Source organism: Amycolatopsis sp. NBRC 101858 (assembly GCF_030269325.1).
Taxonomy (GTDB): Bacteria; Actinomycetota; Actinomycetes; order Mycobacteriales; family Pseudonocardiaceae; genus Amycolatopsis; species Amycolatopsis ponsaeliensis.
Genome location: NZ_BSTD01000005.1, coordinates 189,741 through 213,642 on the forward strand (window position 1 = coordinate 189,741; position 23,902 = coordinate 213,642).

The window sequence follows — 23,902 nt, forward strand, 5'->3', positions numbered from 1 at the left end:
CTCAGCGGCGCGCGCGTGCGTCTTGTTGATCTTGTTTTGGACGCACTTCTCCCCGGCTGCCCGGTTCGGGGTCAGTCGGGGGAGGTGGTGGGCAGGGCGGCTTCCCTGCCTGCGCCGTCGACCTCGTGGTCGAGGCTGGTGCCGATGAGCTTCAGCTGCGTGGTGGTGGCGTTGTCGGCGTGGACGGCGAACGGGTGGCGGACGCCACCGGGGCCGTCGTGGCCGGGAGCCGCGGTGGGCGCCGGCGCGCTCGGGGCGCTGGTGCCGCCGGGCAGGCCCGGGGTGCTGTCGCCGCCGCCACCGCCGGTGGCGTGGACGCCGGAGTCGCGCGGCTGCTCCTGCTGGGCGGGCAGCGTGTTCTGCACCTCGACGAGGTGCACGACCGCGACCCGGGAGGCCGGCGAGGTCGTCGCGTCCGCCGCGGCGGGGGCGGTTTCGGCGGCGGCGGTGGTGGCGGTCGTCGTCACCGGGGTGAGGACGTCGCCGACGATGCCGGTCACGGTGGTCGTGACGCCGCCCGAGTTCGAGCTGCCGCCCAGGATCGGGTCGAGGATGTCGTCGAGGGGGAGCAGGACGGGCGCGTCCGGGTTGCCCGCGCTCGGCTGGGTGAGCGGCGCGAGGACGGTGTGGGACAGCGTGTTCGTGAGGGTGCTGACGGTGTTCAGCGTTCCGTCGACGGTCGTGGTGACCGTGTTCAGCGTGCCGCCGACGACGTTGAGGACGCCGCCGACGAGCCCGCCGAGCAGGTCGCCGGAGGAGGTCGCCTTCGTCGTGGGCTGGGTCAGCGGTTTGGTCGCGGAGGTGACGCTGTGGACCAGCCCGCCGAGAAGACCTTGGGAGGAGGTCGCCTTCGTGGCCGGTTCTTCGGTCTGAGTGTCCTTCGTGGACTGCTTCGCGGCGGTCTCGGTGTCCGAGGACGGAGTCTCGGTTTCGTCGGCCTGGCGAGCGCACGAGGGGGCGGCTTCGCGGTGGCTCCTGTGGTGCCTGCTGTGCGCGAAGGAGGGCTTCGCGGAATGGTCCACAGTGGAGACGGCGGGGGCCTCCGGGCAGCTCGCCGTTTCGGCCGCGGTCGCGGTGCTGCCCGAGAGTGCGCCGGTGAGCAGCCAGCCGGCGAGGGTCAGGCCGCCGGCGACGAGGATCTTGGCGGCGGGCCGCTGCAGCGCGGCCGCCCAGGGCCGCGGCGTGCGCGCGCGGGACTTCCCGGCGGGAAGGGTGCGGGCTGCGGAAAGGCCGTGGCCCGCGTCGGCGGGAAGGGTGCTGACCGCGGAAAGGCCGTGGCGCGTTCCGGCGGGAAGGGTGCTGGCTGCGGAAAGGCCCTGGCTCGCGTCGGTGGGAAGCGTGCTGGCCGCAGAAAGGCCCTGGCGCATCCCGGCGGGAAGGGGGCCGACCGCGGAAAGGCCGTGGCTCGCGTCGGAGGCGCTCGGGCGTGCGCTGGTTACCCAGTGCGTTTCACCCGCTGTGAGCGCAGGCTGCGCGGGAGCGCTGCGGCGCGCGTTCGCCGTGCTGCTCACCGCCACCACCACCGTCCGCGCCTGAAACCCTCGCGTTGTCCGCTCGAGTTCGTTCTTGCTGGGGTCTTTCTCCGGCCAGGTCGCAGTTCCCCCGGGGCTGCACTCTTTCTAGCACCGCTCGGGAGTCTTTCATCTCTCCCGCGTTCTATCCAGCCCGTAAGGCGGAACGGCCCTACCGGGCAAGGTATCTGCGGCCGACGAGTTGATCACTCTCAGTGCCGTTCGGGTGCTTCTCGGCGGCCATTCGGACGAGTACTGCAACTTGCACATTCGGGCGTTGACCTGATGTTTCCGGCGGCCTGGTCGCTTTCCGTGCCACGGCAGTGGCTTTGGGTGCGCGGGACCCCGGTTCGGCCGGACGGTCGGAAGGTGCTCGGTGTGTGGGACACGGCACTGGGCCGAATGGGTCCACTGTGGTCCGTCCGGCCGGATCCGCGCCGCTCGGGCCCGCTCCGGTCCGTGATCATCGACGGCCGGAGGGCTGCTGGTCCGGACCTCGCTCGCCAGGCGACGCCGCAGACGCGAAATCGCCTTCACGATCGCGGAGCGTGACTGCCGGCTACGGCAACCGGTCGACCCCGTCCGGCCGGTGCCGCGCCGCGGCCCGGCGCGTCCGGCAGCCGCCCGGGTGGTGCGTCGGCTTTTCGCTCCCGAATTCACCGCCGGAAAGTTTCCGCCTCGCCGGCGCGGTCGTCAGACCAGTTTGCGCAATCGGGTGACGCCCTCGTCGATGACGTCGTTGCGCTTGCAGAACGCGAAACGCAGGAGGTGTTTCCACTCTTCCGGGTGATCGGTGAACACCTTGACGGGCACCGCCGCGACACCGACCCGGCCGGGCAGCTCCCACGCGAGGTCGGCGGCGTCGGTGAAGCCCAGCGGCCGCACGTCGACGCAGACGAAGTACGTGCCGGCCGTCGGCCGCACCGTGAACCCGGCGTCCGCCAGCCCGGCCGAAAGCCGGTCGCGCTTCTCCTGGAGGCTCGACCGCAGGCCCTCGACCCAGGGCAGCTCGTGGTCGAGCGCGTACGCGACGGCCGGCTGCAGCGGCCCGCCGGACACGAAGGTGATGAACTGCTTCGCCGCCTTCACCGCCGCGACCAGCTCCGGCGTCGAGCAGACCCAGCCGATCTTCCAGCCGGTGCAGTTGAACGTCTTCCCGGCGCTCGAGATGCTCACCGTCCGCGGGCGCATCCCGGGCAGCGTGACCAGCGGGATGTGCTCGGCGTCATCGAAGACCAGGTGCTCGTAGACCTCGTCGCAGATCGCGATGAGATCGTGGTCGACGCACAGCGTGGCGAGCGCCTCCAGCTCGGCGCGGGTGAACACGGTGCCGGTCGGGTTGTGCGGCGAGTTGACCAGGATCGCCCGCGTCCGCGGCGTGACGGCGGCGCGCAGCCCCTCGACGTCGAGGCCGAACCGCCCGTCTTCGCCCTCGACCAGCCCGACGACCTTGCGTTCGGCGCCCGCCATCGCGACCGCGGCGGCGTAGGAGTCGTAGTACGGCTCGATGACGATGACCTCGTCGCCGGGCTCGGTCAGCGCGATCAGCGTCGCGGTGATGGCTTCGGTGGCGCCCGCGGTGACCAGGATCTCCGTGTCCGGGTCGTACTCGGTGCCGTAGCGCAGCCGGTGCCGCGCGATGGCCTCGCGCAGCTCGGGGCGGCCGGGGCCCGGCGGGTACTGGTTCGCGCCGCCGAACAGGGCGTTCTTGGCCGCGTCGAGCATGCCGGCGGGTCCGTCGGTGTCCGGGAAGCCCTGGCCGAGGTTGACCGCGTCGTGCTGGACGGCCAGCGCCGTCATCTCGGCGAAGATGGTCGACGTGAAGGGCCGCAGACGGGGGACGAGAGCAGGTTCGCGCACGATCAGCGATCCTCGCGGACAATGGCGGTGTGGAGCAACTGACCCCCGCCAAGGTGACGCCCGCCGATCCGCCGGGCGGCGCCGCCGGTGAAGCGGAAAAGCGGCGCGCGCTGCGCAAGATGAAGCTGGTCGCGCTGTCGTTCCTGATCGGCGCCACCGTCGTGTTCCTGCTCACGAGCTGGGCGCAGTCGGCAGGCTGGCCGGGCTGGGTCGGCTACGTGCGGGCCGCGGCCGAGGCCGGCATGGTCGGCGCGCTGGCCGACTGGTTCGCCGTCACGGCGCTGTTCCGCCACCCGCTCGGGCTGAAGATCCCGCACACGGCGATCATCCCGAACAAGAAGGACGCGCTGGGCAGCAGCCTCGGCGAGTTCGTCGGGTCGAACTTCCTCTCCGAGGAGGTCGTCCGCGACAAGCTGAAGCGCGTCGAGATCGCGCGCCGGCTGGGTTCGTGGCTGGCCCAGGAGGACAACGCCGAGCGCGTGACGTCCGAGCTGGCCACCATGGTCCGGGCGGCGGTCCGCGTCCTGCGCGACGAGGACGTCCAGGCGATCATGGAGCAGGCGGTCGCGCGGCGGATCATCGACAAGCCGTGGGGCCCGCCGCTGGGCAAGATCCTGCAGGGCGTGTTCGCCGATGGTGCGCACCACAAGCTCGTGGACCTGATGTGCGACCGCGCGTACGAGTGGACTCGGGACAACCACACGACGATGCTGCGCGTGGTGTCCGACCGCGCGCCGAGCTGGTCGCCGAAGTTCGTCGACGAGATGCTCGCGGACAAGGTCTACGGCGAGGTGCTGTCGTTCGCGTGGGCGGTGAAGACGGACGTCAACCACCCGATGCGGCTGGCGCTGGACAAGTTCCTCGGCGAGTTCGCCCAGGACCTGCAGACCGACCCGGACGTGATGGCCCGCGCCGAGCAGGTGAAGGGCCAGATCGTGCACCACGAGGAGGTCCAGCGCCTGATCGGCTCGGCGTGGAGCACGGCGAAGGAGATGCTCCTGACGGCGGCGGAGGACCCGTCGAGCGAGCTGCGCCGGCGCGTCCGCGCGGGGCTGATGTCGCTGGGGTCCCGGCTGGTCTCGGACGACCAGCTGCGCGCGAAGGCCGACGGCTGGGTCGAGGGCGCCGCGGCGTACCTGGTGAAGAACTACTCGGGCGAGATCACGACGATCATCACGGACACGGTCGAGCGCTGGGACGCCGAGGAGACGTCCCGCAAGATCGAGCTCCAGGTGGGCCGCGACCTGCAGTTCATCCGCATCAACGGCACGGTCGTGGGTGCGCTGGCCGGGCTCGTCATCTACGCGGTCGCGGAGCTGCTGTTCTGAGGAGCCGAGTCGTATACCACACCTGGGGGAGCTTCAAACGAGTTGTCCACAGGAAGCTGAGTTATCCCCGGGGTTATCCACAGGTTTTCACGGTGATGGCCTAATCGCTGTCCACAACGTGTGGGGGTGTGGACGGCCGGGGGCGTGGATATGTGGTGCTCGGCCGGCGGGTTGTCCACAGGCTTTCGAGGGTCCGCCGCTCGGATGAGAGCGGGTTGCGGCGTCAGCCCGCCGCGGTCTCCGCTGCCCGGGCCCGCCAGCCACGCGCCTTCTCGCGGTTTCCGCACACCCGCATCGAGCACCACGTGCGCGAGCGGTTGCGGGACTCGTCGTAGAACGCCCACAAGCACGTGTCGGCCGGGCAGATCTTCAGCCGGATCCAGTCGCCGCGCACCACCAGCCGGGCGCAGGCCGCGAACACCGCGCCCACGACGTCGTCCGCCACGAGCGCCGGGCCGTCGTCGGTCAGGGAGATCCGGGTGCCGACGTCGAGGCTTCCGCCCGGCAGCCGCGGGTCGCCGATCGCCGCGCGCAACGCGTCACGCGCCGCGCGGGCCTCGGGGGCGGGATTGGCCGTCAGCGCTCTCCCGGACGCCCACCTTCGCCACTGCCCGGGATCTTCGAGCAGGTCAGTGCCCTCTTCGACGTTGACCGTGTTGAGGAACTCCACGACGAGGGATGCGTCGGTGTGCACGAACCCAGTGTACGGCGGTCGGTGGTTGCTCCCGCGTGCGCTAACCCACATACTTCTTTCAGTGGTTATCCGCGATCGAGAGGAGCGACGCATGAGTGCGGTACCGACGCTGGGTGTGGTGGCCCTGGACTGCCCCGACCCGGTGGCGCTGGCCGGGTTCTACCGGGCGGTGCTGGAGTGGGACGCACCCGACGTCTCCGACGACGGCCACTGGGTCACGCTGGCCAACCCCGAGGGCGGCGCGGGCATCGCCTTCCAGCGGGTGCCCGACTACCGGCCGCCGTCGTGGCCGTCCGCGGCCAACCCCCAGCAGCTGCACCTGGACCTCAACGTCACGGACCTGGAAGCGGCGCACGAGCGCGTGCTCGGCCTGGGCGCGAAACTGCTGGACGACGGGCCGGAGACCTTCCGCGTCTACGCCGATCCGGTGGGCCACCCGTTCTGCCTCTGCGCCTGCTGACCGATTTGTGCGTAGGCTCGCATGTGTGATTTGTCCGAAGTGTCAGAACCAGATGCGGACCGTGGACAAGAACGGCGTCCACATCGACCAGTGCGAAGGCTGCCGCGGGATCTTCCTGGACCGCGGTGAGCTCGAAGCGATCTCCGGTGCGGAGAGTTCGTTCTACGGCCACCAGCCACCGCCCTACCAGGGCGGCGGTCACGGCCGTCCCGACTCGCCGCGCCCCTACCGCGGCGGCTACGCGGATTCGCCGAAGGGCTACCAGGGAGGCGGGTACGCGGACTCGCCCAAGGGCTACCGCGGCGGCGGGTACTCGGACTCGCCGAGGCCGCACGGGCACGGCCACCGCAAGCGCGGCTTCCTCGAGAACCTCTTCGACTGAGGTGGGTCTCGACCTGCGGATCTGCCCGTCGTGCGGCGACCGGGCCGACCGCCCGGTCGTCGCCGGGGCGGAGCTGGCGTGCGCGCGGTGCGGACACCGGTGGCCGTTCCGGCGGCTGCCGCTGTTCGCGCTGACGGGCCCGAGCGGCGCGGGCAAGTCGACGCTCGGCCCCCTCCTGGAGGCCCGCTTCGGCGGCGAGGTCGTGGTGCTGGAGCAGGACGTCCTCTGGACGGGAGCCCTGCGCGACGACGTCTCGGCGTTCCGCGCGGTGTGGCTCCGGATGGCGGCGATGCTGCACCAGAACGGCCGCCCGGTCGTGCTGTGCGGCACGGTCGCGCCCCCGGAGTTCGAGCCGCTGCCGGAGCGCGCGTTCTTCAGCGACATCCACTACCTGGCGCTGGTCGGCACCCCGGAGTCGCTGCGCAAGCGCTTGCGGGCGCGCCCGGCCTGGCGCGAGTGGGACGAGCCGCGCATCGAGGAGATGCTGGAGTTCAACGACTGGCTCCAGAAGTCGGCGTCGGAACTGGGCGTCGACCTCTTCGACACGACGGAGGCCTCGGCCGAGACGACGGCCGATCACGTCGAGAAGTGGATTCGGGGCCGGCTGCCTTAGCCGAGGGGCCAGGTCCGGCCGCCCGGTTCGTCGAGCCAGAACTCCTGGCGGTCTTCCGTGACCGTCACCCCGAACCGGTCGCGGTCCGGCTTGCCCAGCTCACACCAGTCGACGTACGCCGATTCGACGAGCTCCCACAGAGCGCGCGGGCCGCCCTGGGCCACCTCGTCCGCGCCGCCGCGCTTGCGGTGCCGCACCCACGAGCCGTCCGGGTGGACCAGCGAGACGCTGTCGTCCGTGCCGTCGCGCACCGGCCGGGCGCCGGGCATCGCCAACCCGGCGAAGAACTCGAACTGCTTGCGCGGCTGGATCACCGACGACATCGGCAGCCGCGTCTGCTCCCAGTCGTCCCGCGACGGCCTGGGCAGCGGGTCGGCCTGCGCCAGCCGGTGCGCGCGAAGCGGCATGAAGCGGCCGTCGCGCGCGAGGACGTGGCCCTGCCCGGTGCCGTCCTCGCCGGCGACCAGCCGGATCAGTCCGGCACCGATCGGCCGGTTCAGCGTCGTCACGATCAGCCCGCCCGGCACGGTCTGCGTCAGCCAAGCGAGCGGGATCGAGGAAACCGAGGCGGTGCACAGCACCCGGTCGAACAGCGTGCCGGCCGGGAAGCCGAGCGCACCGTCGCCCACCTCGCACGCCGGCCGGTAGCCCGCCGCGGCCAGCCGTTCGCGCGCCAGGCCGACGAGCAGCGGGTCGATGTCCACAGTGGACACCTGGCCCGCGCCGCAGCGGTGGCTCAGCAGGGCGGCGTTGTAGCCGGTGCCGGTGCCGATCTCGAGCACGCGGTGCCCGTCCCGCACCCGCAGCTCCTCGAGCATGATCGCCATGATCGAGGGCATGCTCGACGAGCTCGTCGGCGTGCCGGGCACCGGTCCGGTGCGCCGCGCGAGCTCCCAGCGGTCCGGGTCGTCGTCCAGCTGCGTGACCAGCACGTCGCGCGAGTAGACGGTCTCCAGCCAGCCGGGGTCGTCCCGGTCGACCGCCGCCCACAGCCCGCCCGCCGGCGTGAAGAACCGCGGTAGGAAGACGTGGCGAGGTACCGCGCGGAAAGCGGCGATCCATTCCGGGGCGTGCAGGACGTCCTCGTCGAGCAGCTGCTCGACGAGCCGCCGCCGCAGCCGGGCCGAGCGCGTCATAGGCCCACGTTAGCGATCCGACCACAAGTAGGCCGCCCCCCGAGCGGTACGTAACCCGAGCCGCGAGGTCATTCGGCCGTGACTGCGGTCGGAGCGCTAACCATCGGCCCAGCAGCGGGTGAGCACGATCACGCCCGATAGTTGCAAGCAGAGTGCTTGCAATAGCTAGCACTCGCGCGTACCGTCGAAGGTGTCGCGAGGAGGTGACCGGATGGCAGAGACCGGTGGGACGTCAGGATCCGGCAGTCCCATGGAGAAGGTCGCGGACATCGCTTCCGACATCGGCGAGTACATCCGCCAGCAGCGCAACACCGCGAAGATTTCGTTGCGCCAGCTGTCGAAGCTCGCCGGAGTGTCCAACCCGTACCTGAGCCAGATCGAGCGCGGGGTCCGCAAGCCCAGCGCCGAGATCCTGCAGCAGATCGCCAAGGGACTGCGCATTTCCGCCGAAGCGCTGTATGTGCAGGCCGGGATCCTCGATCTGCCGACGGGTGGTCCGGTGGGCGACGCGATTCGCGCCGACGCCGAGCTGACCGAACGGCAGAAGCAGGTCCTGCTCGACGTTTACGAGTCCTTCCGCCGGGAGAACGCCGCGGCACGGCCGGCCGCCGAGTCGTCACCCGCCACAGACACCCCAGACACCACACCAGCCGCAGACACCAAGGAGTCAGCATGACGACCCCCAAGACCACCGAAGACGTCAAGAAGGCCGTGACCAGCGCTCTCGACCAGGTCCGCACCCCGCTGCTGGCCGCGCTCGGCGCCGGCAACCTGGCCGGCCAGGCCGTCACCGACGCCGTGGCGAAGGCCAAGGAGAACGTGACCAAGGGCAGCGAGACCGCCCGCAAGAACCTGCAGGAGCTGCCGACCGACGTCGAGAGCCTCCGCGAGAAGCTGGACCCGGCCGAGCTGCGCAAGGTCATCGACGAGTACACCGAGGCCGCGCTCAAGCTGTACAACAAGCTGGCCGAGTCGGGCGAGCAGGCGTGGGACAAGTTCTCCGCCCAGCCGCAGGTCAAGAAGGCCATCGAGCAGCTCGAGGAGGCCCTGACCACCGCGCAGGGTCAGGTCGAGGGCGTCACCACCGAGGTCCGCGAGCGCGTCGACGGCGTGCTGGGCACCTTCACCAAGCGCACCCGCTCGGTCGGCGAGAAGACCGCCCGCAAGGTGACCGAGGTCGCCGGTGAGGCTGCCGAAGCCATCGAGGAGCTGGGTGACGACGTCGCCCACGAGACCCGGTCCGCGAGCCGCAAGGTCGCGAACAAGACGGCCCCGAAGACGGCCGCCCCGGCCCGCCGGACGACCACCAGCGCCGCCGCGAAGAAGCCGGCCGCGCCGAAGGCCGACAAGTAACCGAGTCGATCGTTACCGGCCTGATTGGTAAAAACGCCGTGAACACCCCGGCCCCGCCACCGTATCCCGGTGGCGGGGCCGGGGTCGTTCGGGCGGTTTGCCGTAAGCTGTCGCTGTGCTGGTTGCCATCTGGATCCTCGAAGTCATCCACTGGGGCAGCGCGCTGGTCGGGCTCTTCGCGTTCGTGCACGCGCTCCTTCAGCGCGCCGACGCCTATTCCGCGGCCGATCGCAAGACCAAGCCCGTCTGGATGCTCATCACCGGCGGCGCGACGCTCGCGATGGCGTTGTTCAGCGTGATGGGCCCGGGGATGATCTTCTGGGTGCCGGCCATGGCCGCGGCCCTGGTCTACATCGTGGACGTCCGCCCCAAGCTGATCGAGGTCCAGCGCGGCGGCTCCAACTGGTAGCTACGCTGGCCGGGTGACCTGGACGATTGCCGGGAGCCTCACCGTGGTTCCCGCCCCCACGCGTACCGACCTGCTCGCCGATCCCGTCGCCAAGGCGCTCGCCGCGCTCGCCGATCCGGACGCCGTCGGCGTCGCCGAGATCGACCCGGCGCTGGCCGACACCGCCGCCTTCTGCGAGACCTACGGTTCGCCGCTCGAAGCGTCCGCGAACTGCGTCGTCGTCGCCGGCAAGCGGGCGGGCGAAGTCCGCTTCGCGGCCGCGCTCGTGCTCGCGACGACCCGCGCCGACGTCAACGGCGTGATCAAGCGCCGCCTCGACGTCCGCAAGGCGTCGTTCGCGCCGATGGACGAAGCCGTCTCCCTGACCGGGATGGAGTACGGCGGCATCACGCCCGTCGGCCTGCCCGCCGACTGGCCGATCCTCATCGACCAGCGGGTCGCCGACGCGCCCGAGCTCGTCATCGGCAGCGGGATCCGCGGCAGCAAGCTGCTGATCTCCGGCACCGCGCTCGCCTCGCTGCCCGGCGCCGAGGTCATCGAGGACCTCGCCAAGTGACGTCCGTCTGGCTCCGGTACCTGACCGGTGCCGACATCGACTCGCTCGGCGTCACGGACGCGGACATCGTCGGCGCGGTCGAGGACGTGCTCGCCGACCACGGCCGCGGCCAGGTCGTCTTCGAGCCGCGGACGCACCTCGTGCCGGACAACGGCGGCAAAGGCCACTTCAACATCCTTCGCGGCCATCTCTCCGCGAAGCAGGTCAGTGGCGTGAAGGTCGTCGGTGACTTCGTGGGGAACTTCGAACGGGGCCTCCCTTCCGAAATGGCGTTGATCCTGCTGCTCGACCCGGACACGGGCATGCCGCGGGCCATCGTCGACGGCACGATGATCACCGAGGCCCGCACCGGCGCGATGACCGCCGTCGGCGCGAAGTACCTGGCGCGCCCGGACTCCCGGGTGCTCGGGCACATCGGCGCCCGCGGTACCGCCTGGTGGAACGTCGTCCTCCTCGACTCGTTGTTCGACTTCGCCGAAATCCGCGTGACCAGCAAGCGCCCGGAGTCCCGTGAGGACTTCGGCCGCCGGCTTTCCGAGCGGCTCGGCAAGGACGTCCGCGTCTGCGCCACGGCCGAGGAGACCCTGGACGGCGCGGACATCCAGGTCGAGGCCTCCCGGCTGGTCGAGCCCGAGCCGCTGGTGCGGCGCGAGTTCCTCCGGCCGGGCACCTTCCTGGTGCCCTACGGCACGATCAGCGCGCTCGAGCTCACACTGCTCGACGACGTCGACAAGGTCGTCGTCGACGACTGGCGCGAATCGCAGTCCGGCAACCCGCGGTTCGGCGCCCTGCGCCCGCAGCTCAACGCCGGCCTCCTCACCGCGGACGGGGTCCACGCCGAGATCGGCGACATCGTGGCCGGGAAGAAGCCGGGCCGCGAGCACGACGCCGAGCGGATCCTGTTCTGGCACCGCGGACTGTCCACAACGGACGTCGCGGTGGCGACCATGATCCTGGCCCGTGCCGAGGCTTCCGGCGTCGGCACCATGCTGCCGTACCGATGATCATCGACGGAAGCGAGTTCGCCGACGGTGAACGGTTGGTTCTGGCCAAACCGCTGGTGGAGACGTTGCAGCAGCGTCGGAACGAGCTCTTGACGGCGCTCGAAAAGGGCGAAAAACCGGTCTACGGCGTCAACACCGGCATGGGCCGCCTGGCGGGCGTCGCGCTCGACGCGCGGCAGCAGGCGGAACACCAGCGCACCCTGCTGATCGGCCGCGCGGTCGGCGGGCCGCCGTGGCTGCCGCCGGAGGACGTCCGCGCGCTGTTCGTCGCACGGCTGCGGGATTTCCTGCAGCCGTGGTCGGGGGTGAGCGCGGAGCTGGTGCAGTTCCTCGTGGACCGCCTCAACGACGGCTTCACGCCTGCCGTGCCGCGCTCCGGTCTCGGCAGTTCGGGCGAGATCATCCCGCTGTCGCACGCTTTCCAGACGTTCCTCGGCATCGGCACGGTCCTCGAGGACGGCGTCGAGACCGCCGCCGCGGAGGCACTGGCCAAGCGTGGCGTAGCGCCGTATGTGTTGGGGCCCAAGGAAGGTGCTTCGCTGCTTCAGGGTTCTCCGCTGGCCGTGATGCACGCGCAGCGGGGCTGGGCCGAAGCGCGGCAGCTCATCCGGCTGCAGACGCTCACCGAGGCGCTGGCGATCGACGTCCTCGGCGCACCGCGCGAGGTGTTCTCCCCGGTCATGGCGGGCGGCGACGACCACCTGCGGCGGCTGCTGCAGGCCCTGACCGGGATGGTGGGCGCGGGCCCGGTGCGCGCGGGGGTCGTGCAGGCGCCGCTGTCGGTGCGGGTCGCGCCGCGGGCCCTGGCCCACGCGTCCCGCGTCAACGACGAACTGGCCGAGACCCGGCGGCGCTGGGCGACGATGCCGGGTGATTCGCCGTCGTTCGTCGAGGGCGAGTTCATCCCGGGGACGGCGTACCACGCGGTGGACCTGGGCCTGCGGATGGACGCGGTGACGGCCGCGCTGGTCCACCTCGGCGAGATTTCGGTGCAGCGCATGCACCGCTTGCTGGACGAGCGCTTCAGCGGGTTGCCGGCGCAGTTGACGACGGACCCGGGACCACGGGCGGGGCTGGTGCCGCTGCACAAGCGGGCGGTCGGCGAGCTGCACGCACTGCGCCGGCTCGCGACGCCCGCGACGATCGGTTCCCTGGACACATCGGCCGGCCAGGAGGACGTGCAAGCGTTTGCGTGGGCGGCGGGGGAGCAGCTTCGAGCGGCGGCGACGCACCTGTTCGCGATCACGGCGTGCGAGCTGATCACCGGGTCGCAGGCGCGGTACCTGGCCGCGGACGGAGTCGCGGCCTTGGGCGCGGCTTACGAATGGGTGCGGTCGGTGGTGCCGCCGGTCGAGGAGGACCGGCCGTTGGGGCCGGAGGTCGAACGGCTGATCGCGGCTTGCCGCGGCTTCACCGGCTCGTAAGTGGACCTCGGGCTGATCGGGCGGGCCGCGGCGATGTTCGCGGTGACCAACGTCGACGATCTCGTGCTGCTCGCCGTCTTCTTCGGGCGGGCCGCCGGGCGCACGGTCGTCGCCGGGCAGTTCCTCGGGTTCGGTGCGATCCTCGCCGCGTCGGTCGCCGGGGCGCTCGGGGCCGGGCTGCTGCCCGACGGCACCGTCCGCTGGCTGGGCGTGCTGCCCGCGCTGCTCGGGATCCGGGCCGCCTGGCAGGCCTGGCGCACCGAGGAAGACGAGCCCGCGCCGGCGGCCGGGGTGTTCGGGATCGCCCTCGTGTGTTTCGCCAACGGCGGGGACAACATCGGTGTCTACGTGCCCGCCTTCGCCGCGACCGGGGCGGCCGGGCTCGTCGGCTACGCCGTGGTCTTCCTCGTGGGCGTCGCCGTGTGGTGCGGTGCCGGGCGGTTTCTCGCGACGCGGCCGGGTGTCGCGCGGGTGCTCGCGCGGTGGGGGCACGTCGTGCTGCCCGTGGTGCTCGTCGCGCTCGGCGTGCTGATCCTGGTCGGTGCCTTCTGAAGCCGCGAGCTTGCTACGACTCGCGCCGGGCGTTCTGCAGGGCCAGGCCTCGGGGTGTGGCCAAGCGGGTGATCAGCGCGAACAGCCCGTCGCACACCAGCGCCAGGACCACCGCGGCCAGACCGCCCGCGAAGATCTCGCCGTAGCCCGACGCTCCCAGTGCGAAGCCGTCGACGATGTAGCGGCCGAGGCCGCCGCCGTCGTTGACGATCGCGCCGATCGCCACCGTGGCGATCAGCTGGAGGAACGCCACCCGGGCACCCGCCAGGAGCACCGGGGACGCCAGCGGCAGCTCGACGCGCAGCATGATCTGCCACTCGCGGTAGCCCGTTCCCCGGGCCGCGTCGACCGTCTCCTGCTCCAGGGACACCACGCCCGCGTACGTGTTCGTGAACAGCGGGGGCATCGCCAGCGCGACGAGCGCCAGCAGCAACGGCCAGAACGTCGTGTCGAACTCCCAGCGGCTGGCCAGGAACCAGAACAGGATGATCAGGCCGAAGCTGGGGATCGCGCGGCCGATGTTCACCGCGCTGCTCGCGAGGAACGCGCCCTTGCGGTAGTGGGCCAGCCACAGCGCCGCCGGGATCGTCAGGACCGCCGCGATCACCAGTGCCAGCAACGAAAACCGGAGGTGCTCCAGCGTCCGGTACGGGATGCCGGCCTTGTCCGTCCAGCTCCACCGGTTGGGGTCCGAGAGCCACGCGTTCAGCTGGTCGAGGAAGCTCATCGCGCCCGCACCTTCCGCGACCACGGCGCCAGCAGGCGCTCGCTGAGCCACAACAGCAGATCGACGACCACCGCCAGGACCACCGACAGCACCACGCCGACGATGATCTCCGTCGGGTTGGGCGTCGCCGTCTGGATGCCTGCGCGGATGAAGTAGCCCAGGCCGCCGAGGCCGAGCATCGACGTCACGGTGACCAGGCCGATCGTCGTCACCGCGGCGACGCGCAGCCCGGCGATCACCACCGGCAGCGCGAGCGGCAGCTCGATCTGCCAGAGCAGCCGGCCACGCGTGTAGCCCATGCCGACCGCGGCCTCGCGGACCTCGTTCGGCACCTGGTCGACGCCCGTGACGATGTTGCGGACCAGGATGAGCAGCGTGTACGTCGCGAGCGGGATCATCGCGGTGAGGAACGTCAGCCCGAAGAACGGCACCAGCACGGCGAACGCGCCGAGGCTCGGGATCACGTAGAGCGCGCCGGCCGTGCCCAGGATGACCGGGTACGACCACCGGTACCGCAGCGAAAGCACCGCCAGCGCGATCGAGACGACCAGCCCGACGCCGAGTGCGGCGGCGGTCAGCGAGATGTGTTCGCCGAGGCGCTGGACGATGTCGTCCGCGTTGCGGTCCACCCATTTCCACTGGAAGATCGGGGGCCCGCTATCGGCGGCCAGCGGGGTCACCGCGGTCACGTGCACCTGGCGACCCTACCCCGTTTGGTGGGGACTCATTCCGAAGTCTGGGAATTCGAGTGCTTTTCTCCCAATATGTGGGCGCTTGTCGGTGGGCGGGGCTAGGGTCCTTTCGTCTGTTCGAGTGACGAAGGAGTGGGGATTCGTGCGCTGGTTCCGGAACGCGTCCGTGGTGGCGGTGGCCGTCGCGGCGACGCTCGGTTTGGCCGCCTGTGGGGGTGGCAGCGACAGCGGTGACAAGCCCGCCGCGCAGAGCAAGGGTGGGGCGCCGATCGTCGTCGCGTCCTTCAACTTCACCGACAGCCAGATCCTCGCCGAGATCTACGCGCAGGCGCTGGAGGCGAAGGGCTACCCGGTGACGCGCAAGCTGAACCTGGGGTCGCGGGAGCTGATCTACCCGTCGCTGAAGTCCGGTGAGCTGCAGTTCATCCCGGAGTACCAGGGTGCGGCGATCACGACCGGCTTCGGCAAGGAGGCCGGGAAGACCGCGCAGGAGGAGCACGACCAGCTGGCCAAGCTGTTCGAGCCCAGCGGCGTCGGCCTGCTGAACTTCGCCGCGGCGGAGGACAAGAACACCTACATCGTCAAGTCCGACCTGGCCAAGGACAAGGGCATCGCGTCCATCAGCGACCTGAAGAAGCTGGACAAGGTCGTCATGGCGGGGCCGCCGGAGTGCGAAAAGCGCCTGCCGTGCTTCCAGGGCTTCAAGGACGTCTATAAGCTGACGAACGCGACGTTCCAGACCATCCAGGAAGCCGGGCCGCGCGTCGAGCAGCTGAAGTCGGGTGCCGTCACGGTGATCCCGGTCGACTCGGTCAGCCCGCTGACCGGCGACTCGAACTACACGGTGCTCAAGGACGACCTGAACATCGTGCCGACGGAGAACGTCGTGCCGGCGGTGAACAAGAAGGTGCTCGACGAACGCGGCGCCGACTTCGCGACCGCGGTGAACGCGGTGAGCGCGAAGCTGACCACGGACGTCATGCGCGACCTGAACAAGCGCGTCGACTCGGACGGCGAGAAGGCCGCCGACGTCGCGAAGGACTGGCTGGCGCAGGCCGGTCTCTGAGCTGAGCCGTAGGCCGCCCTCGGGAACGGGGGCGGCCTACGCCGTTCCGCGGACCACCCAGGCGCGGGCCGAGAGCGGGATCGAGCCGTCCGGGTTCGTCGGCAGGCGGCTGCGCAGCAGCTCGCGCACCTGGTCGCGGCGGGCCTCCGGAAGCGTCGCGAGGTACGCCGGGGCCGGGCCCTGCGCGCCGAGGAACGGCTGCCAGTAGTCGTCGAATCCGGCGAACACCGTCGGGATCTTGATCTCGCCGACCGACACCCCGGAGAAGCCCGCCTCCGTCCACAGCCGGCCCAGTGGCTCGGGGCGGCACAGCGTGAACCGGCGGCCTTCGTCCAGCTCGGCCACCTTCGCCGGGTCCAGCTCGGCGGCGGCCTCCCAGAAGTGCCGGATCAGCTCCATGCCCTCCGCGAGGTCCCAGAGGTACGCGGCGGCCACACCCCGCGTGACCCGGGCGATCTCCGCCGCCGCGCGCACCGGGTCGGGCACGAAGTTCAGCACCAGGCCGGACACGACCACGTCGAAGCTGTCGTCCTCGAACGGGAGCTCACGCGCGTCGGCGACCTCGAACGACGCCCGTGGATCGGTCACGCTCGCCCGGGCGGTCGCCAGGAATCCCTCGGACGGGTCGACGCCGACGACTTCGGCGGGATCGCCCGCGGCCAGCACGGCCGACGTCAGCGCGCCGGTGCCGCAGCCGACGTCGAGCCAGCGGCGGCTCGCCGGGGCGGCCAGCTGCCGCACGAAGATCGGCGCGATCCGGCGGCTCCACCGCCCGATGTAGGCCTCGTACGCGTCGCCCGTCTGCCACATGAGTGGGAGTACAGCACAAAGAACCGCTGGTCAGCCGTTAGCCAGATCACCCGTTGCGGTGTTGCCCGCTGACGTCGCCCGCCGGAGGAACCCGGCGATCAGGGCCAGCTCCTCCTCGCTGTAATCGGCGCAGAGCTCGTCCATCGCCGTGTTCATCCCCGCGTACAGCCGGAACAGCTCGGCGTTGCGGCCGCGGACCGCGCGCACCGCGACCGCGCGGCGGTCGGCTGCCTCGGGGTCGCGTTCGCGGACGACCCAGCCGCCCTTCTGGAGCCGGTCGAGGATGCCGGTCATCGTCGCCGGGTGCAGCCCGGCGCGCCGCGCCAGCGCGCTCGGGCTCAGCGGCCCGTGCCTGCCGATCAGCTCCAGGCAGTCGAGGTCGACGTCCTTGAGCGCCAAGTGGGCGCTGACCTGGTGGTTCAGCAGCGAGAGCTGGTTGCGCAGGTCTCGCAGCGACTCCTTGAGCGCGACGGTCGCGCGCCGCCGCCCGGTGGCGTCCGTCGTGGCACTCATGCGCGTCAGCGTAACGCGGTGAACGGCCGCCGGGCCGGTGGTGGAATCGTGGACCACAATCGACGCCAGAAGGAGAAGGAGCGAAATGGGAAAGGTCACGGCCACCGCGGAGCGCACCATCGACGCCCCGGCCGACAAGGTCCGCGCGCTCGTCGCCGACTACGCCGAAACGCGCCCGAAGCTGCTCACCGAGCACTACCGCGACTACGAGGTGACCGAGGGCGGCACCGGCGCCGGGACCCACGCCGGCTGGAAGCTGCAGGCGACGTCCAAGCGCGTGCGCGACGTCAAGGCCACCATCAGCGAGCCGAAGCCCGGCACCCTGGTCGAGACCGACGCGAACTCCAGCATGGTCACCACCTGGACGGTTTCCGAGGCCGGCGAGCGCAGTGTCGTGAAGATCGAGACCACCTGGGACGGCGCCGGCGGCATCGGCGGCTTCTTCGAGAAGACGTTCGCGCCCGGCGGGCTCAAGAAGATCTACGACGGCGTCCTCGGCAAGCTTGCGGAGATCGTGTAGCGCGTCACAATCGGAATGCGCGCCCCGGTTAGCCGGTTCTACCCGGTGGAATCCGGGGCGCCTGCCCCGCTTCGAGAGAGACTTGAGGAGTTCGACGGTGAACGCACAGGCGACGGAAATCCGGCTGGCTTCGCGCCCGGAAGGTGTCCCGACGCACGACAACTTCGACGTCGTCGACACCGAGATCCCCACTCCTGGTGAGGGGCAGATCCTGGTGCGCAACCTGGTCATGAGCGTCGACCCGGCCATGCGCGGCCGCATGCGCGACGTCAAGTCGTACGCGCCGCCGTTCGAGGTCGGCGAGGTCATGTCCGGCGGGGCGGTCGGCGAGGTCGTCGGGTCGAAAATCGATGGCGTCGAACCGGGTGACCACGTGCTGCACCAGGCCGGCTGGCGCACCCACGCCGTCCTCGACGCCAAGCGCTACGTGAAGGTCGACGCTGCCGCGGCCCCGCTGTCGACGTACCTCGGCGTGCTCGGCATGCCGGGCCTGACCGCGTACGCGGGCCTGCTGGAGTCGGCCGAGTTCAAGCCGGGCGACACGGTGTTCGTCTCGGGCGCGGCCGGTGCGGTCGGCTCGCTCGTCGGGCAGCTCGCGAAGCTGAAGGGCGCCAAGCGCGTCATCGGCTCGGCGGGGTCGGCGGAGAAGGTGCGCCACCTGGTCGAGGACCTCGGCTTCGACGCGGCGTTCAACTACAAGGACGGCCCGGTCGCCCAGCAGCTCCAGGAAGCCGCGCCGGAAGGCATCGACGTCTACTTCGACAACGTCGGCGGCGAGCACCTGGAAGCGGCGATCAACTCGATCAACCTCCACGGCCGGATCGCCGTCTGCGGCATGATTTCGCAGTACAACGCCACCGAGCCGACGCCGGCGCCGCGCAACCTCACGCAGATCATCGCCAAGCGGATCACCATCCGCGGCCTGCTGGTGCTCGACCACTGGGGCCTGCAGCAGCAGTTCGTCAGCGAGATCGCGCCGCTGGTGAAGTCCGGGCGGATCAAGTACTCCGAGACGTTCGTCGACGGCATCCGCAACGCGCCGGAGGCCTTCCTGGGCCTGCTGTCCGGGGCCAACACCGGCAAGATGCTGGTCCGGATCGCGGACTAGAGGACGCCGGCCAGCTCGGTCAGGGACGTGATCGTGTACGTCGGCTCGGGTGAGCCGGGCAGCGGGCGGACGCCGGGACGGGCGAGCAACGCCGTCCGCAGCCCGGCCGCCTGCGCGCCCGCGATGTCCCAGTCGTGGGCGGCGATCATCACCGCCGGCTTGCCGGGGTAGGCGTCCAGGACTTGCCGGTACGGCTCGGGCGCGGGCTTGAGCCTGCCCACCTGCTCGGCCGAGAAGATCCGGTCGAAGAGCTTGGCCAGGCCGGAGTTCTGCAGTTGGGCCTCGGCCGTGGCGAGCGGCGAGTTCGTCAGCGCGACGACGTCGTGGCCCGCTTCGCGCAGCTTGGCGAGGCCTTCCTCGACGTCCGGGTGGGCGGGAAGCGAACGGAGTCCTTCGCCGATCGCGGCGAGGTTCACTTCGCGCCCGTGCCGCGCCGCGACTTCGGTGGCGGCTTCGCCCGCGATGCCGGCGAAGTCGCGGTAGCCGCCGGTGGCCGTGACGGTCAGGACCGTGTGGATGGCCAGCCCGAACCACTCGCGCCGCAGCTCGGGCCCGCCGACGAGGTCGTCCATGGCGGCGAGGTCGAGCAGGGTCTCGTTGACGTCGAAGACGCAGAGCATGGGTTCAGTATTGCTGGGTCAGCGACCGTTCGTTGAGATCTTTGTCGAGTTCTTCCGCCGAGGTGGACAGCGCCAGCTGGTCGCGCAGGATCGTGCCCAGCGTCGGCAGCGTCGAGCGCTCCGGCCACGTCGACGGGTCCCACAGCGAAGACCGCAGGAACGCCTTCGCGCAGTGCATGTAGAGCTCTTCGACCTCGATGACCACCGCGAGCTTCGGCCGCTTCCCCTGCACCACCAGCGAGTCGAAGAACGGCGCGTCCGACAGCAGCTGCGCGCGGCCGTTGACCCGCAGCGTCTCGTTCATCCCCGGCACCAGGAACAGCAACCCCGCGTGCGGGTTGTCGACGATGTTGCGGAAGCTGTCGATCAGCTTGTTGCCCGGCCGGTCGGCCAGCACCAGCGTGCGGTCGTCGAGCACCAGGACCGAGCCCGCCGGGTCGCCGCGGGGTGAGACGTCACACGTGCCGTCCGGTGCCGACGTCGCCAGCAGCACGAACGGCGAGTGCGCGATCAGGTCCCGCGCGTGCTCGTCGATGTGGCCGAGGACCTTCTGCTTCGTCCTCGGCTTCGGTTCGCCCAGCAGCTCGCGCAGGGCCTCGTGCGTGTCGATGTGCGTGCCGGTGATGCCCATGGACCCAAGCTAGCGCGGACCACCGACAGTCCGGCCCGCGATCGCGATGCGCGCGGCCTCGGTCGACTTCTGCACCACGAGGTCCACCGGGTAGCCGTGCTTCACGAAGACGCCGTCGAGCTGGAACGTGCCGTAGCCGTGGGCCTGGGTGAACAGCTGCTCCATCAGCTCCAGCGCCGTCGCCGGGTCGGGGGCGACCGCCAGGCAGCGCATCAGGAACTCGTCCGTCAGGCGGCGGGTCTGCTCCATCAGCTCCACGTGCTCCGGGCCGTGGAGGCCCTCGGCGTAGATCACGTTCATCCCGGCCCGGCGCTCGATCAGGTAGCGCGTGTACGCGCCCGCGGCCGCCGCCAGCGCGTCCGCCGGGTCTTCGTGCTCGGCCGCCGCGGCCGCGACGCGTTCGGTCAGCTGGCACGCGATGTGGCAGGCGACCTCGGCCAGCAGGCTTTCGCGGGTCGCGAAGTGCCGGTACGGCGCGCCGGGGCTGACGTTCGCCAGCTTCGCGACCTTCGCGACCGAGAAGCCCTCGAGGCCCTGCTCGGCGATCAGGTCCAGCGAAACGCGCACGAGCTCGGCCCGGAGGTCGCCGTGGTGGTACTTGCCGCCCATGACCTGGATCACATCTCCCGCTCGAAATATGTAAGACCCCTCTTACGTAGAGATGTAAGAGACCTCTTACGAGGACCAACGGTACTTGAACCTGGAGGGTTCCATGAGCACCACCACGCACGCCATCGCCGCCCCGGCGCCGGGTGCGCCGCTCGCACCGACCACGATCGAGCGCCGCGACCTGCGTGCCGATGACGTCCTCATCGACATCGCCTACGCCGGCATCTGCCACAGCGACATCCACCAGGCCAAGGAAGACTGGGGCCAGGCGATCTTCCCGATGGTCCCGGGCCACGAGATCGCCGGCGTCGTCGCCGCGGTCGGGTCCGGCGTCACGAAGTACCAGGTCGGCGACCGCGTCGGCGTCGGCTGCATGGTCGACTCCTGCGGCGAGTGCGAGTACTGCCAGGCCGGCACCGAGCAGTTCTGCGTCAAGGGCAACGTCCAGACGTACAACGGCGTCGGCTTCGACGGCGAGAACACCTACGGCGGCTACAGCAACCAGATCGTCGTGAAGGACGCCTTCGTCTGCCGCATCCCCGAGGGCATCAGCCTCGACATCGCCGCGCCGCTGCTGTGCGCGGGCATCACCACCTACTCGCCGCTGCACCACTGGGGCGCCGGCCCCGGCAAGAAGGTCGCCGTGATCGGCCTCGGCGGGCTCGGGCACATGGGCGTCAAGATCGCCGCCGCGATGGGCGCCGAGGTGACCGTGCTCAGCCAGAGCCTCAAGAAGCAGGAGGACGGCCTCAAGCTCGGCGCGACCGACTACTACGCGACCAGCGACGAGGCGACGTTCGACGTCCTCAAGGGCAAGTTCGACGTCATCCTCAACACCGTGTCGGCCAAGCTGCCGGTGGACGCCTACCTCGGCCTGCTGAAGGTCGGCGGCGCGATGGTGAACGTCGGCGCGCCCGGCGAACCGCTGTCGTACAACGCTTTCTCGCTGCTCGGCGGCAACAAGGTGCTGGCCGGGTCGATGATCGGCGGCATCGCCGAGACGCAGGAGATGCTGGACTTCTGCGCCGAGCACGGCATCGGCGCGGAGATCGAGACGATCTCCGCCGACAAGGTCAACGAGGCCTACGAGCGCGTCGAGAACTCCGACGTGCGCTACCGCTTCGTCATCGACGCCTCGACCATCGGGGCGTGACCACGGGAGCACGGCAACCGCGTCAGAACACCACGGTGCGGTTGCCGTGCACCAGCACCCGGTTCTCCAGGTGCCAGCGCAGGCCGCGGGCGAGGGTGACCTTCTCGATGTCCCGGCCCTTGCGGACCATGTCCTCGACCGAGTCGCCGTGGTCCACGCGGATCACGTCCTGGTCGATGATCGGGCCCGCGTCGAGGTCCGCCGTCACGTAGTGGCACGTCGCGCCGACCAGCTTCACCCCGCGCGTGTGCGCCTGGTGGTACGGCTTCGCGCCGATGAACGACGGCAGGAAGCTGTGGTGGATGTTGATCGCGCGGCCGGCCCACTCGCGGCACAGGTCCGCGGGCAGGATCTGCATGAACCGGGCCAGCACCACCGCGTGCGGGTCGTGCTCGCCGACCAGCTTGCGGACCTCTTCGAACGCCGCTGCCTTGTCCCCGGCCGGGAACGGCACGTGGTGGAACGGGATCCCGTGCGCGCGGGTGATGTCGGCCAGCGACTCGTGGTTGCCGATCACCGCCGCGATGTCGACGTCGAGCTCGCCGGACGCGACGCGGCCGAGCAGGTCGTACAGGCAGTGCCCGGCCTTCGAGACGAGCACCACCGCGCGGCGCCGCTCACCGGTGTCGCTGACCTCCCAGCTCGACTCCGCCGACAGGTCCGCGGCCACCTCGCCGAAGCGGGCGCGCAGCTCGTCGGCGTCGAAGGGCAGTGAGCCGGCCCGGACGACCTGGCGCGTGAAGAACCAGCCCGTGTCCGGGTCGGTGTGGTAGGCCGCTTCGACGATCCAGCCGCCGTGCTCGGCGAGGAACCCGGAGATCCGGGCGATGATGCCGGTGCGGTCGGGACAGCCGAAGGTGATGACGTAGCGGCGTTCGGGAGCGGTCACGACGGGCATTGTCCCCCGCGCTGGTCAGGGCGCCTCGACTGGTGCGAGGTCGCCCGTGACGGACGCCCGGTGCGGACGGCCCCAGAGTGCCCGGTAGACGTCGTCGGCGGGGCCGTCGACTTCGGCGAGGGCTTCGCCGAGGCTCCACGTGCGCTCCGGCGTCGTGACGCGGATGTCGGTCTTCCGGCCCAGGCGCGGGGCGAGGTAGGTCAGGAACTCGTCGATGCCGTCGTTCGCGAACTCGGGGGAGAAGCGTGTCTCCGGAGCTTCTTCGAGGGCCGATTCGGCGTCGAGGCGGTGGATCGCCGTCTCGTGGGCCATCCGGCGGGTCCAGTCGCCGACCGTCACGTCGAAGCCCGGGTACGGCGAGTACGCGGGAGATCCGGGGTCCTGGCCCAGTGCTTCGCGCAGGGCCAGGCGCTGGCCGTCCCACCACCCGAGCAGGTCTTCCCAGTCCGGTGGTGGCGCCGGCTTCGCGGGCCGGTTCATCGCCAGCCCGATGGCGAAGCAGTGCACCAGCGCGATGTGCGCCACCAGGTCATGAACAGTCCACTTCGGACAGTTCGGCACCCGGGCCGCCGGGCCGGCCGTCAGTGCCGCCCGCTTCAGCGCGTCCGCGTGGATGTCGATCGCTTCCAGCATGGGCCGACCGTAGCCGTCGCCCGGCCTCGATCGCGACCACCAAACCGAGTCCGAGGCTGAAGGACAGCAACAGGCCCTTCACCGGCTCGTCGGCGAAAGCGGCTCCGCCGGCGAGGCCGATCAGCACGCTGTAGACCGCCCAGATCGCCGCGCCGGCGAGGTCCAGCGGCACGAACCGGCGCAGGGGGTAGCCGAGGCTGCCGTTGGCGAGCGCGCTCGCGACGCGGCCGCCGGGCAGGTAGCGCGCGGCGATGATGAGCAGCCCGCCGTTGCGCCGCACCTGGTCCTGCGCCCACGCGTAGCGCCGTTGCCCTTCGGGCCCGCGTTGCAGCCGCGCGATCGCCCGCGGCCCGGCGGCCCGGCCGACGGCGTACCCGAGGCAGTCACCGGCCCACGCACCCCCGGCGGCCACGGCCGCGAGGAGCGTGAGGTTCGCCGGATCGGGCCCGAGCAGCACGGCGACGGTCACGACGGTCGTCTCGCTGGGCATGAACGGCAGCAGCGCGTCCAACCCGGACACGGCGAAGACGAGCACCCACAGCCACGGCGAGCCCAGGGCGTCGCGCAGCAGGTCGGTGACATGCGCCAGCAGTTCCACGGCTCAATGGTGATCACCGCAGGTCACTTCGGGGTGACGCAG

The 23,902-nt window shown here is 70.8% G+C and carries 29 protein-coding genes; 15 read left to right on the forward strand and 14 right to left on the reverse strand.

The annotated features are described in order from the left end of the window. Positions 1-71: 71 nt before the first annotated feature. Both QSK39_RS34885 and QSK39_RS34890 read right to left on the reverse strand, forming a co-directional pair. Positions 72-1,511: a hypothetical protein gene (locus QSK39_RS34885; protein ID WP_285482119.1), complete on the reverse strand. Its 1,440-nt coding sequence runs from the start codon at positions 1,509-1,511 to the stop codon at positions 72-74. 693 nt (positions 1,512-2,204) lie between these two features. Continuing rightward, positions 2,205-3,371, reverse strand: a complete 1,167-nt coding sequence (locus tag QSK39_RS34890) for a pyridoxal phosphate-dependent aminotransferase (protein ID WP_285482120.1) — start codon at positions 3,369-3,371, stop codon at positions 2,205-2,207. A 29-nt stretch (positions 3,372-3,400) separates the two neighbouring features. Between QSK39_RS34890 and QSK39_RS34895 the strand changes: the two genes are divergently transcribed. Then, positions 3,401-4,699, forward strand: coding sequence for a DUF445 domain-containing protein (locus tag QSK39_RS34895; RefSeq protein ID WP_285482121.1), 1,299 nt, complete (start codon positions 3,401-3,403; stop codon positions 4,697-4,699). 223 nt (positions 4,700-4,922) lie between these two features. Here the strand turns inward: QSK39_RS34895 and QSK39_RS34900 are convergent, their stop codons facing one another. Continuing rightward, the gene (locus tag QSK39_RS34900) at positions 4,923-5,393 is read right to left on the reverse strand and encodes a CGNR zinc finger domain-containing protein (protein WP_285482122.1); all 471 of its coding nucleotides are present in this window, start codon (positions 5,391-5,393) and stop codon (positions 4,923-4,925) included. A 91-nt stretch (positions 5,394-5,484) separates the two neighbouring features. On the opposite strand from QSK39_RS34900, the gene QSK39_RS34905 reads away from it, so the two are divergent. From QSK39_RS34905 to QSK39_RS34915, 3 genes are read left to right on the forward strand one after another with little or no spacing between them, the layout of a single operon-like run. After that, on the forward strand, positions 5,485-5,853 hold the full coding sequence (locus tag QSK39_RS34905) for a VOC family protein (RefSeq protein ID WP_285482123.1): 369 nt from the start codon (positions 5,485-5,487) through the stop codon (positions 5,851-5,853). A 28-nt stretch (positions 5,854-5,881) separates the two neighbouring features. Next, positions 5,882-6,235 (forward strand): TFIIB-type zinc ribbon-containing protein, encoded by a 354-nt coding sequence (locus QSK39_RS34910; RefSeq protein WP_285482841.1) that lies wholly within the window; start codon positions 5,882-5,884, stop codon positions 6,233-6,235. Between the two features lies 1 nt (position 6,236). Beyond that, a complete protein-coding gene (locus tag QSK39_RS34915; protein WP_285482124.1) occupies positions 6,237-6,848 on the forward strand; it encodes an ATP-binding protein in 612 nt (203 codons plus the stop codon). Here the strand turns inward: QSK39_RS34915 and QSK39_RS34920 are convergent. Further along, entirely contained in the window at positions 6,845-7,984 is a 1,140-nt protein-coding gene (locus QSK39_RS34920; RefSeq protein ID WP_285482125.1) for a methyltransferase domain-containing protein, read from the reverse strand. The genes QSK39_RS34915 and QSK39_RS34920 overlap by 4 nt on opposite strands. 250 nt (positions 7,985-8,234) lie before the next feature. Between QSK39_RS34920 and QSK39_RS34925 the strand changes: the two genes are divergently transcribed. From QSK39_RS34925 to QSK39_RS34955, 7 genes are all read left to right on the forward strand, one after another. Beyond that, positions 8,235-8,660, forward strand: a complete 426-nt coding sequence (locus tag QSK39_RS34925; RefSeq protein WP_285482126.1) for a helix-turn-helix domain-containing protein — start codon at positions 8,235-8,237, stop codon at positions 8,658-8,660. Continuing rightward, the gene (locus QSK39_RS34930) at positions 8,657-9,337 is read left to right on the forward strand and encodes a hypothetical protein (RefSeq protein ID WP_285482127.1); all 681 of its coding nucleotides are present in this window, start codon (positions 8,657-8,659) and stop codon (positions 9,335-9,337) included. Before QSK39_RS34925 ends, QSK39_RS34930 begins: the two co-directional genes overlap by 4 nt. A 115-nt stretch (positions 9,338-9,452) precedes the next feature. After that, a complete protein-coding gene (locus QSK39_RS34935) occupies positions 9,453-9,746 on the forward strand; it encodes a DUF2516 family protein (RefSeq protein WP_284748166.1) in 294 nt (97 codons plus the stop codon). Positions 9,747-9,759: 13 nt separating this feature from the next. After that, positions 9,760-10,302 carry a YbaK/EbsC family protein gene (locus tag QSK39_RS34940; protein ID WP_285482128.1) on the forward strand — a complete coding sequence of 181 codons (543 nt, stop codon included), beginning with the start codon at positions 9,760-9,762 and terminating at the stop codon, positions 10,300-10,302. Continuing rightward, the gene (locus tag QSK39_RS34945) at positions 10,299-11,306 is read left to right on the forward strand and encodes an ornithine cyclodeaminase family protein (RefSeq protein WP_285482129.1); all 1,008 of its coding nucleotides are present in this window, start codon (positions 10,299-10,301) and stop codon (positions 11,304-11,306) included. The genes QSK39_RS34940 and QSK39_RS34945 overlap by 4 nt, the downstream gene beginning before the upstream one ends. Then, the gene (locus tag QSK39_RS34950; RefSeq protein WP_285482130.1) at positions 11,303-12,730 is read left to right on the forward strand and encodes an aromatic amino acid lyase; all 1,428 of its coding nucleotides are present in this window, start codon (positions 11,303-11,305) and stop codon (positions 12,728-12,730) included. The genes QSK39_RS34945 and QSK39_RS34950 overlap by 4 nt, the downstream gene beginning before the upstream one ends. Next, positions 12,731-13,282: a cadmium resistance transporter gene (locus QSK39_RS34955; protein ID WP_285482131.1), complete on the forward strand. Its 552-nt coding sequence runs from the start codon at positions 12,731-12,733 to the stop codon at positions 13,280-13,282. A gap of 13 nt (positions 13,283-13,295) precedes the next feature. Here QSK39_RS34955 and QSK39_RS34960 read toward each other — a convergent pair whose 3' ends face one another. Both QSK39_RS34960 and QSK39_RS34965 read right to left on the reverse strand, forming a co-directional pair. Beyond that, positions 13,296-14,009: an ABC transporter permease gene (locus tag QSK39_RS34960; protein WP_285482132.1), complete on the reverse strand. Its 714-nt coding sequence runs from the start codon at positions 14,007-14,009 to the stop codon at positions 13,296-13,298. Continuing rightward, on the reverse strand, positions 14,006-14,704 hold the full coding sequence (locus tag QSK39_RS34965) for an ABC transporter permease (RefSeq protein WP_285482133.1): 699 nt from the start codon (positions 14,702-14,704) through the stop codon (positions 14,006-14,008). Before QSK39_RS34965 ends, QSK39_RS34960 begins: the two co-directional genes overlap by 4 nt. A 139-nt stretch (positions 14,705-14,843) precedes the next feature. On the opposite strand from QSK39_RS34965, the gene QSK39_RS34970 reads away from it, so the two are divergent. Further along, positions 14,844-15,767, forward strand: a complete 924-nt coding sequence (locus tag QSK39_RS34970; RefSeq protein WP_285482134.1) for an ABC transporter substrate-binding protein — start codon at positions 14,844-14,846, stop codon at positions 15,765-15,767. A gap of 36 nt (positions 15,768-15,803) precedes the next feature. On the opposite strand, the gene QSK39_RS34975 is transcribed toward QSK39_RS34970, so the two are convergent. Both QSK39_RS34975 and QSK39_RS34980 read right to left on the reverse strand, forming a co-directional pair. Continuing rightward, entirely contained in the window at positions 15,804-16,577 is a 774-nt protein-coding gene (locus QSK39_RS34975; protein ID WP_285482135.1) for a class I SAM-dependent methyltransferase, read from the reverse strand. Positions 16,578-16,607: 30 nt separating this feature from the next. Further along, the gene (locus tag QSK39_RS34980; protein WP_285482136.1) at positions 16,608-17,090 is read right to left on the reverse strand and encodes a MarR family transcriptional regulator; all 483 of its coding nucleotides are present in this window, start codon (positions 17,088-17,090) and stop codon (positions 16,608-16,610) included. 85 nt (positions 17,091-17,175) lie between these two features. Between QSK39_RS34980 and QSK39_RS34985 the strand changes: the two genes are divergently transcribed. Both QSK39_RS34985 and QSK39_RS34990 read left to right on the forward strand, forming a co-directional pair. Beyond that, positions 17,176-17,610: an SRPBCC family protein gene (locus QSK39_RS34985; RefSeq protein ID WP_285482137.1), complete on the forward strand. Its 435-nt coding sequence runs from the start codon at positions 17,176-17,178 to the stop codon at positions 17,608-17,610. Positions 17,611-17,707: 97 nt separating this feature from the next. After that, positions 17,708-18,718 carry an NADP-dependent oxidoreductase gene (locus QSK39_RS34990; RefSeq protein WP_285482138.1) on the forward strand — a complete coding sequence of 337 codons (1,011 nt, stop codon included), beginning with the start codon at positions 17,708-17,710 and terminating at the stop codon, positions 18,716-18,718. Here the strand turns inward: QSK39_RS34990 and QSK39_RS34995 are convergent. The 3 genes from QSK39_RS34995 to QSK39_RS35005 are packed head-to-tail and all read right to left on the reverse strand — an operon-like array spanning position 18,715 to position 20,578. Next, complete coding sequence (locus QSK39_RS34995) at positions 18,715-19,338, reverse strand: haloacid dehalogenase type II (protein ID WP_285482139.1); 624 nt, start codon at positions 19,336-19,338, stop codon at positions 18,715-18,717. The two genes, QSK39_RS34990 and QSK39_RS34995, sit on opposite strands and share 4 nt — an antisense overlap. A gap of 4 nt (positions 19,339-19,342) precedes the next feature. After that, on the reverse strand, positions 19,343-19,969 hold the full coding sequence (locus QSK39_RS35000) for a pyridoxamine 5'-phosphate oxidase family protein (protein ID WP_285482140.1): 627 nt from the start codon (positions 19,967-19,969) through the stop codon (positions 19,343-19,345). Positions 19,970-19,978: 9 nt separating this feature from the next. After that, on the reverse strand, positions 19,979-20,578 hold the full coding sequence (locus QSK39_RS35005) for a TetR/AcrR family transcriptional regulator (RefSeq protein WP_285482141.1): 600 nt from the start codon (positions 20,576-20,578) through the stop codon (positions 19,979-19,981). Positions 20,579-20,681: 103 nt separating this feature from the next. Between QSK39_RS35005 and QSK39_RS35010 the strand changes: the two genes are divergently transcribed. Continuing rightward, complete coding sequence (locus tag QSK39_RS35010; protein WP_285482142.1) at positions 20,682-21,731, forward strand: NAD(P)-dependent alcohol dehydrogenase; 1,050 nt, start codon at positions 20,682-20,684, stop codon at positions 21,729-21,731. A gap of 22 nt (positions 21,732-21,753) precedes the next feature. Here QSK39_RS35010 and purU read toward each other — a convergent pair whose 3' ends face one another. From purU to QSK39_RS35025, 3 genes are read right to left on the reverse strand one after another with little or no spacing between them, the layout of a single operon-like run. Further along, complete coding sequence (gene purU / locus QSK39_RS35015) at positions 21,754-22,629, reverse strand: formyltetrahydrofolate deformylase (protein ID WP_285482143.1); 876 nt, start codon at positions 22,627-22,629, stop codon at positions 21,754-21,756. Between the two features lie 15 nt (positions 22,630-22,644). Beyond that, the gene (locus QSK39_RS35020) at positions 22,645-23,262 is read right to left on the reverse strand and encodes a maleylpyruvate isomerase family mycothiol-dependent enzyme (RefSeq protein WP_285482144.1); all 618 of its coding nucleotides are present in this window, start codon (positions 23,260-23,262) and stop codon (positions 22,645-22,647) included. Then, complete coding sequence (locus tag QSK39_RS35025; protein WP_285482145.1) at positions 23,159-23,860, reverse strand: DedA family protein; 702 nt, start codon at positions 23,858-23,860, stop codon at positions 23,159-23,161. Before QSK39_RS35025 ends, QSK39_RS35020 begins: the two co-directional genes overlap by 104 nt. Positions 23,861-23,902 lie beyond the last annotated feature (42 nt).

Bases quoted from the DNA above. Each gene is read 5' to 3' on its own strand.
- QSK39_RS34925 (WP_285482126.1), top strand. From the start codon at position 8,235: ATGGAGAAGGTCGCGGACATCGCTTCCGACATCGGCGAGTACATCCGC.
- QSK39_RS35020 (WP_285482144.1), bottom strand. From the start codon at position 23,262: ATGCTGGAAGCGATCGACATCCACGCGGACGCGCTGAAGCGGGCGGCA.
- QSK39_RS34980 (WP_285482136.1), bottom strand. From the start codon at position 17,090: ATGAGTGCCACGACGGACGCCACCGGGCGGCGGCGCGCGACCGTCGCG.
- QSK39_RS34985 (WP_285482137.1), top strand. From the start codon at position 17,176: ATGGGAAAGGTCACGGCCACCGCGGAGCGCACCATCGACGCCCCGGCC.
- QSK39_RS34995 (WP_285482139.1), bottom strand. From the start codon at position 19,338: ATGCTCTGCGTCTTCGACGTCAACGAGACCCTGCTCGACCTCGCCGCC.
- QSK39_RS35005 (WP_285482141.1), bottom strand. From the start codon at position 20,578: ATGGGCGGCAAGTACCACCACGGCGACCTCCGGGCCGAGCTCGTGCGC.
- QSK39_RS35010 (WP_285482142.1), top strand. From the start codon at position 20,682: ATGAGCACCACCACGCACGCCATCGCCGCCCCGGCGCCGGGTGCGCCG.
- QSK39_RS34920 (WP_285482125.1), bottom strand. From the start codon at position 7,984: ATGACGCGCTCGGCCCGGCTGCGGCGGCGGCTCGTCGAGCAGCTGCTC.
- QSK39_RS35000 (WP_285482140.1), bottom strand. From the start codon at position 19,969: ATGGGCATCACCGGCACGCACATCGACACGCACGAGGCCCTGCGCGAG.
- QSK39_RS34930 (WP_285482127.1), top strand. From the start codon at position 8,657: ATGACGACCCCCAAGACCACCGAAGACGTCAAGAAGGCCGTGACCAGC.
- QSK39_RS34950 (WP_285482130.1), top strand. From the start codon at position 11,303: ATGATCATCGACGGAAGCGAGTTCGCCGACGGTGAACGGTTGGTTCTG.
- QSK39_RS34960 (WP_285482132.1), bottom strand. From the start codon at position 14,009: ATGAGCTTCCTCGACCAGCTGAACGCGTGGCTCTCGGACCCCAACCGG.
- QSK39_RS34975 (WP_285482135.1), bottom strand. From the start codon at position 16,577: ATGTGGCAGACGGGCGACGCGTACGAGGCCTACATCGGGCGGTGGAGC.
- QSK39_RS34905 (WP_285482123.1), top strand. From the start codon at position 5,485: ATGAGTGCGGTACCGACGCTGGGTGTGGTGGCCCTGGACTGCCCCGAC.
- purU (WP_285482143.1), bottom strand. From the start codon at position 22,629: ATGCCCGTCGTGACCGCTCCCGAACGCCGCTACGTCATCACCTTCGGC.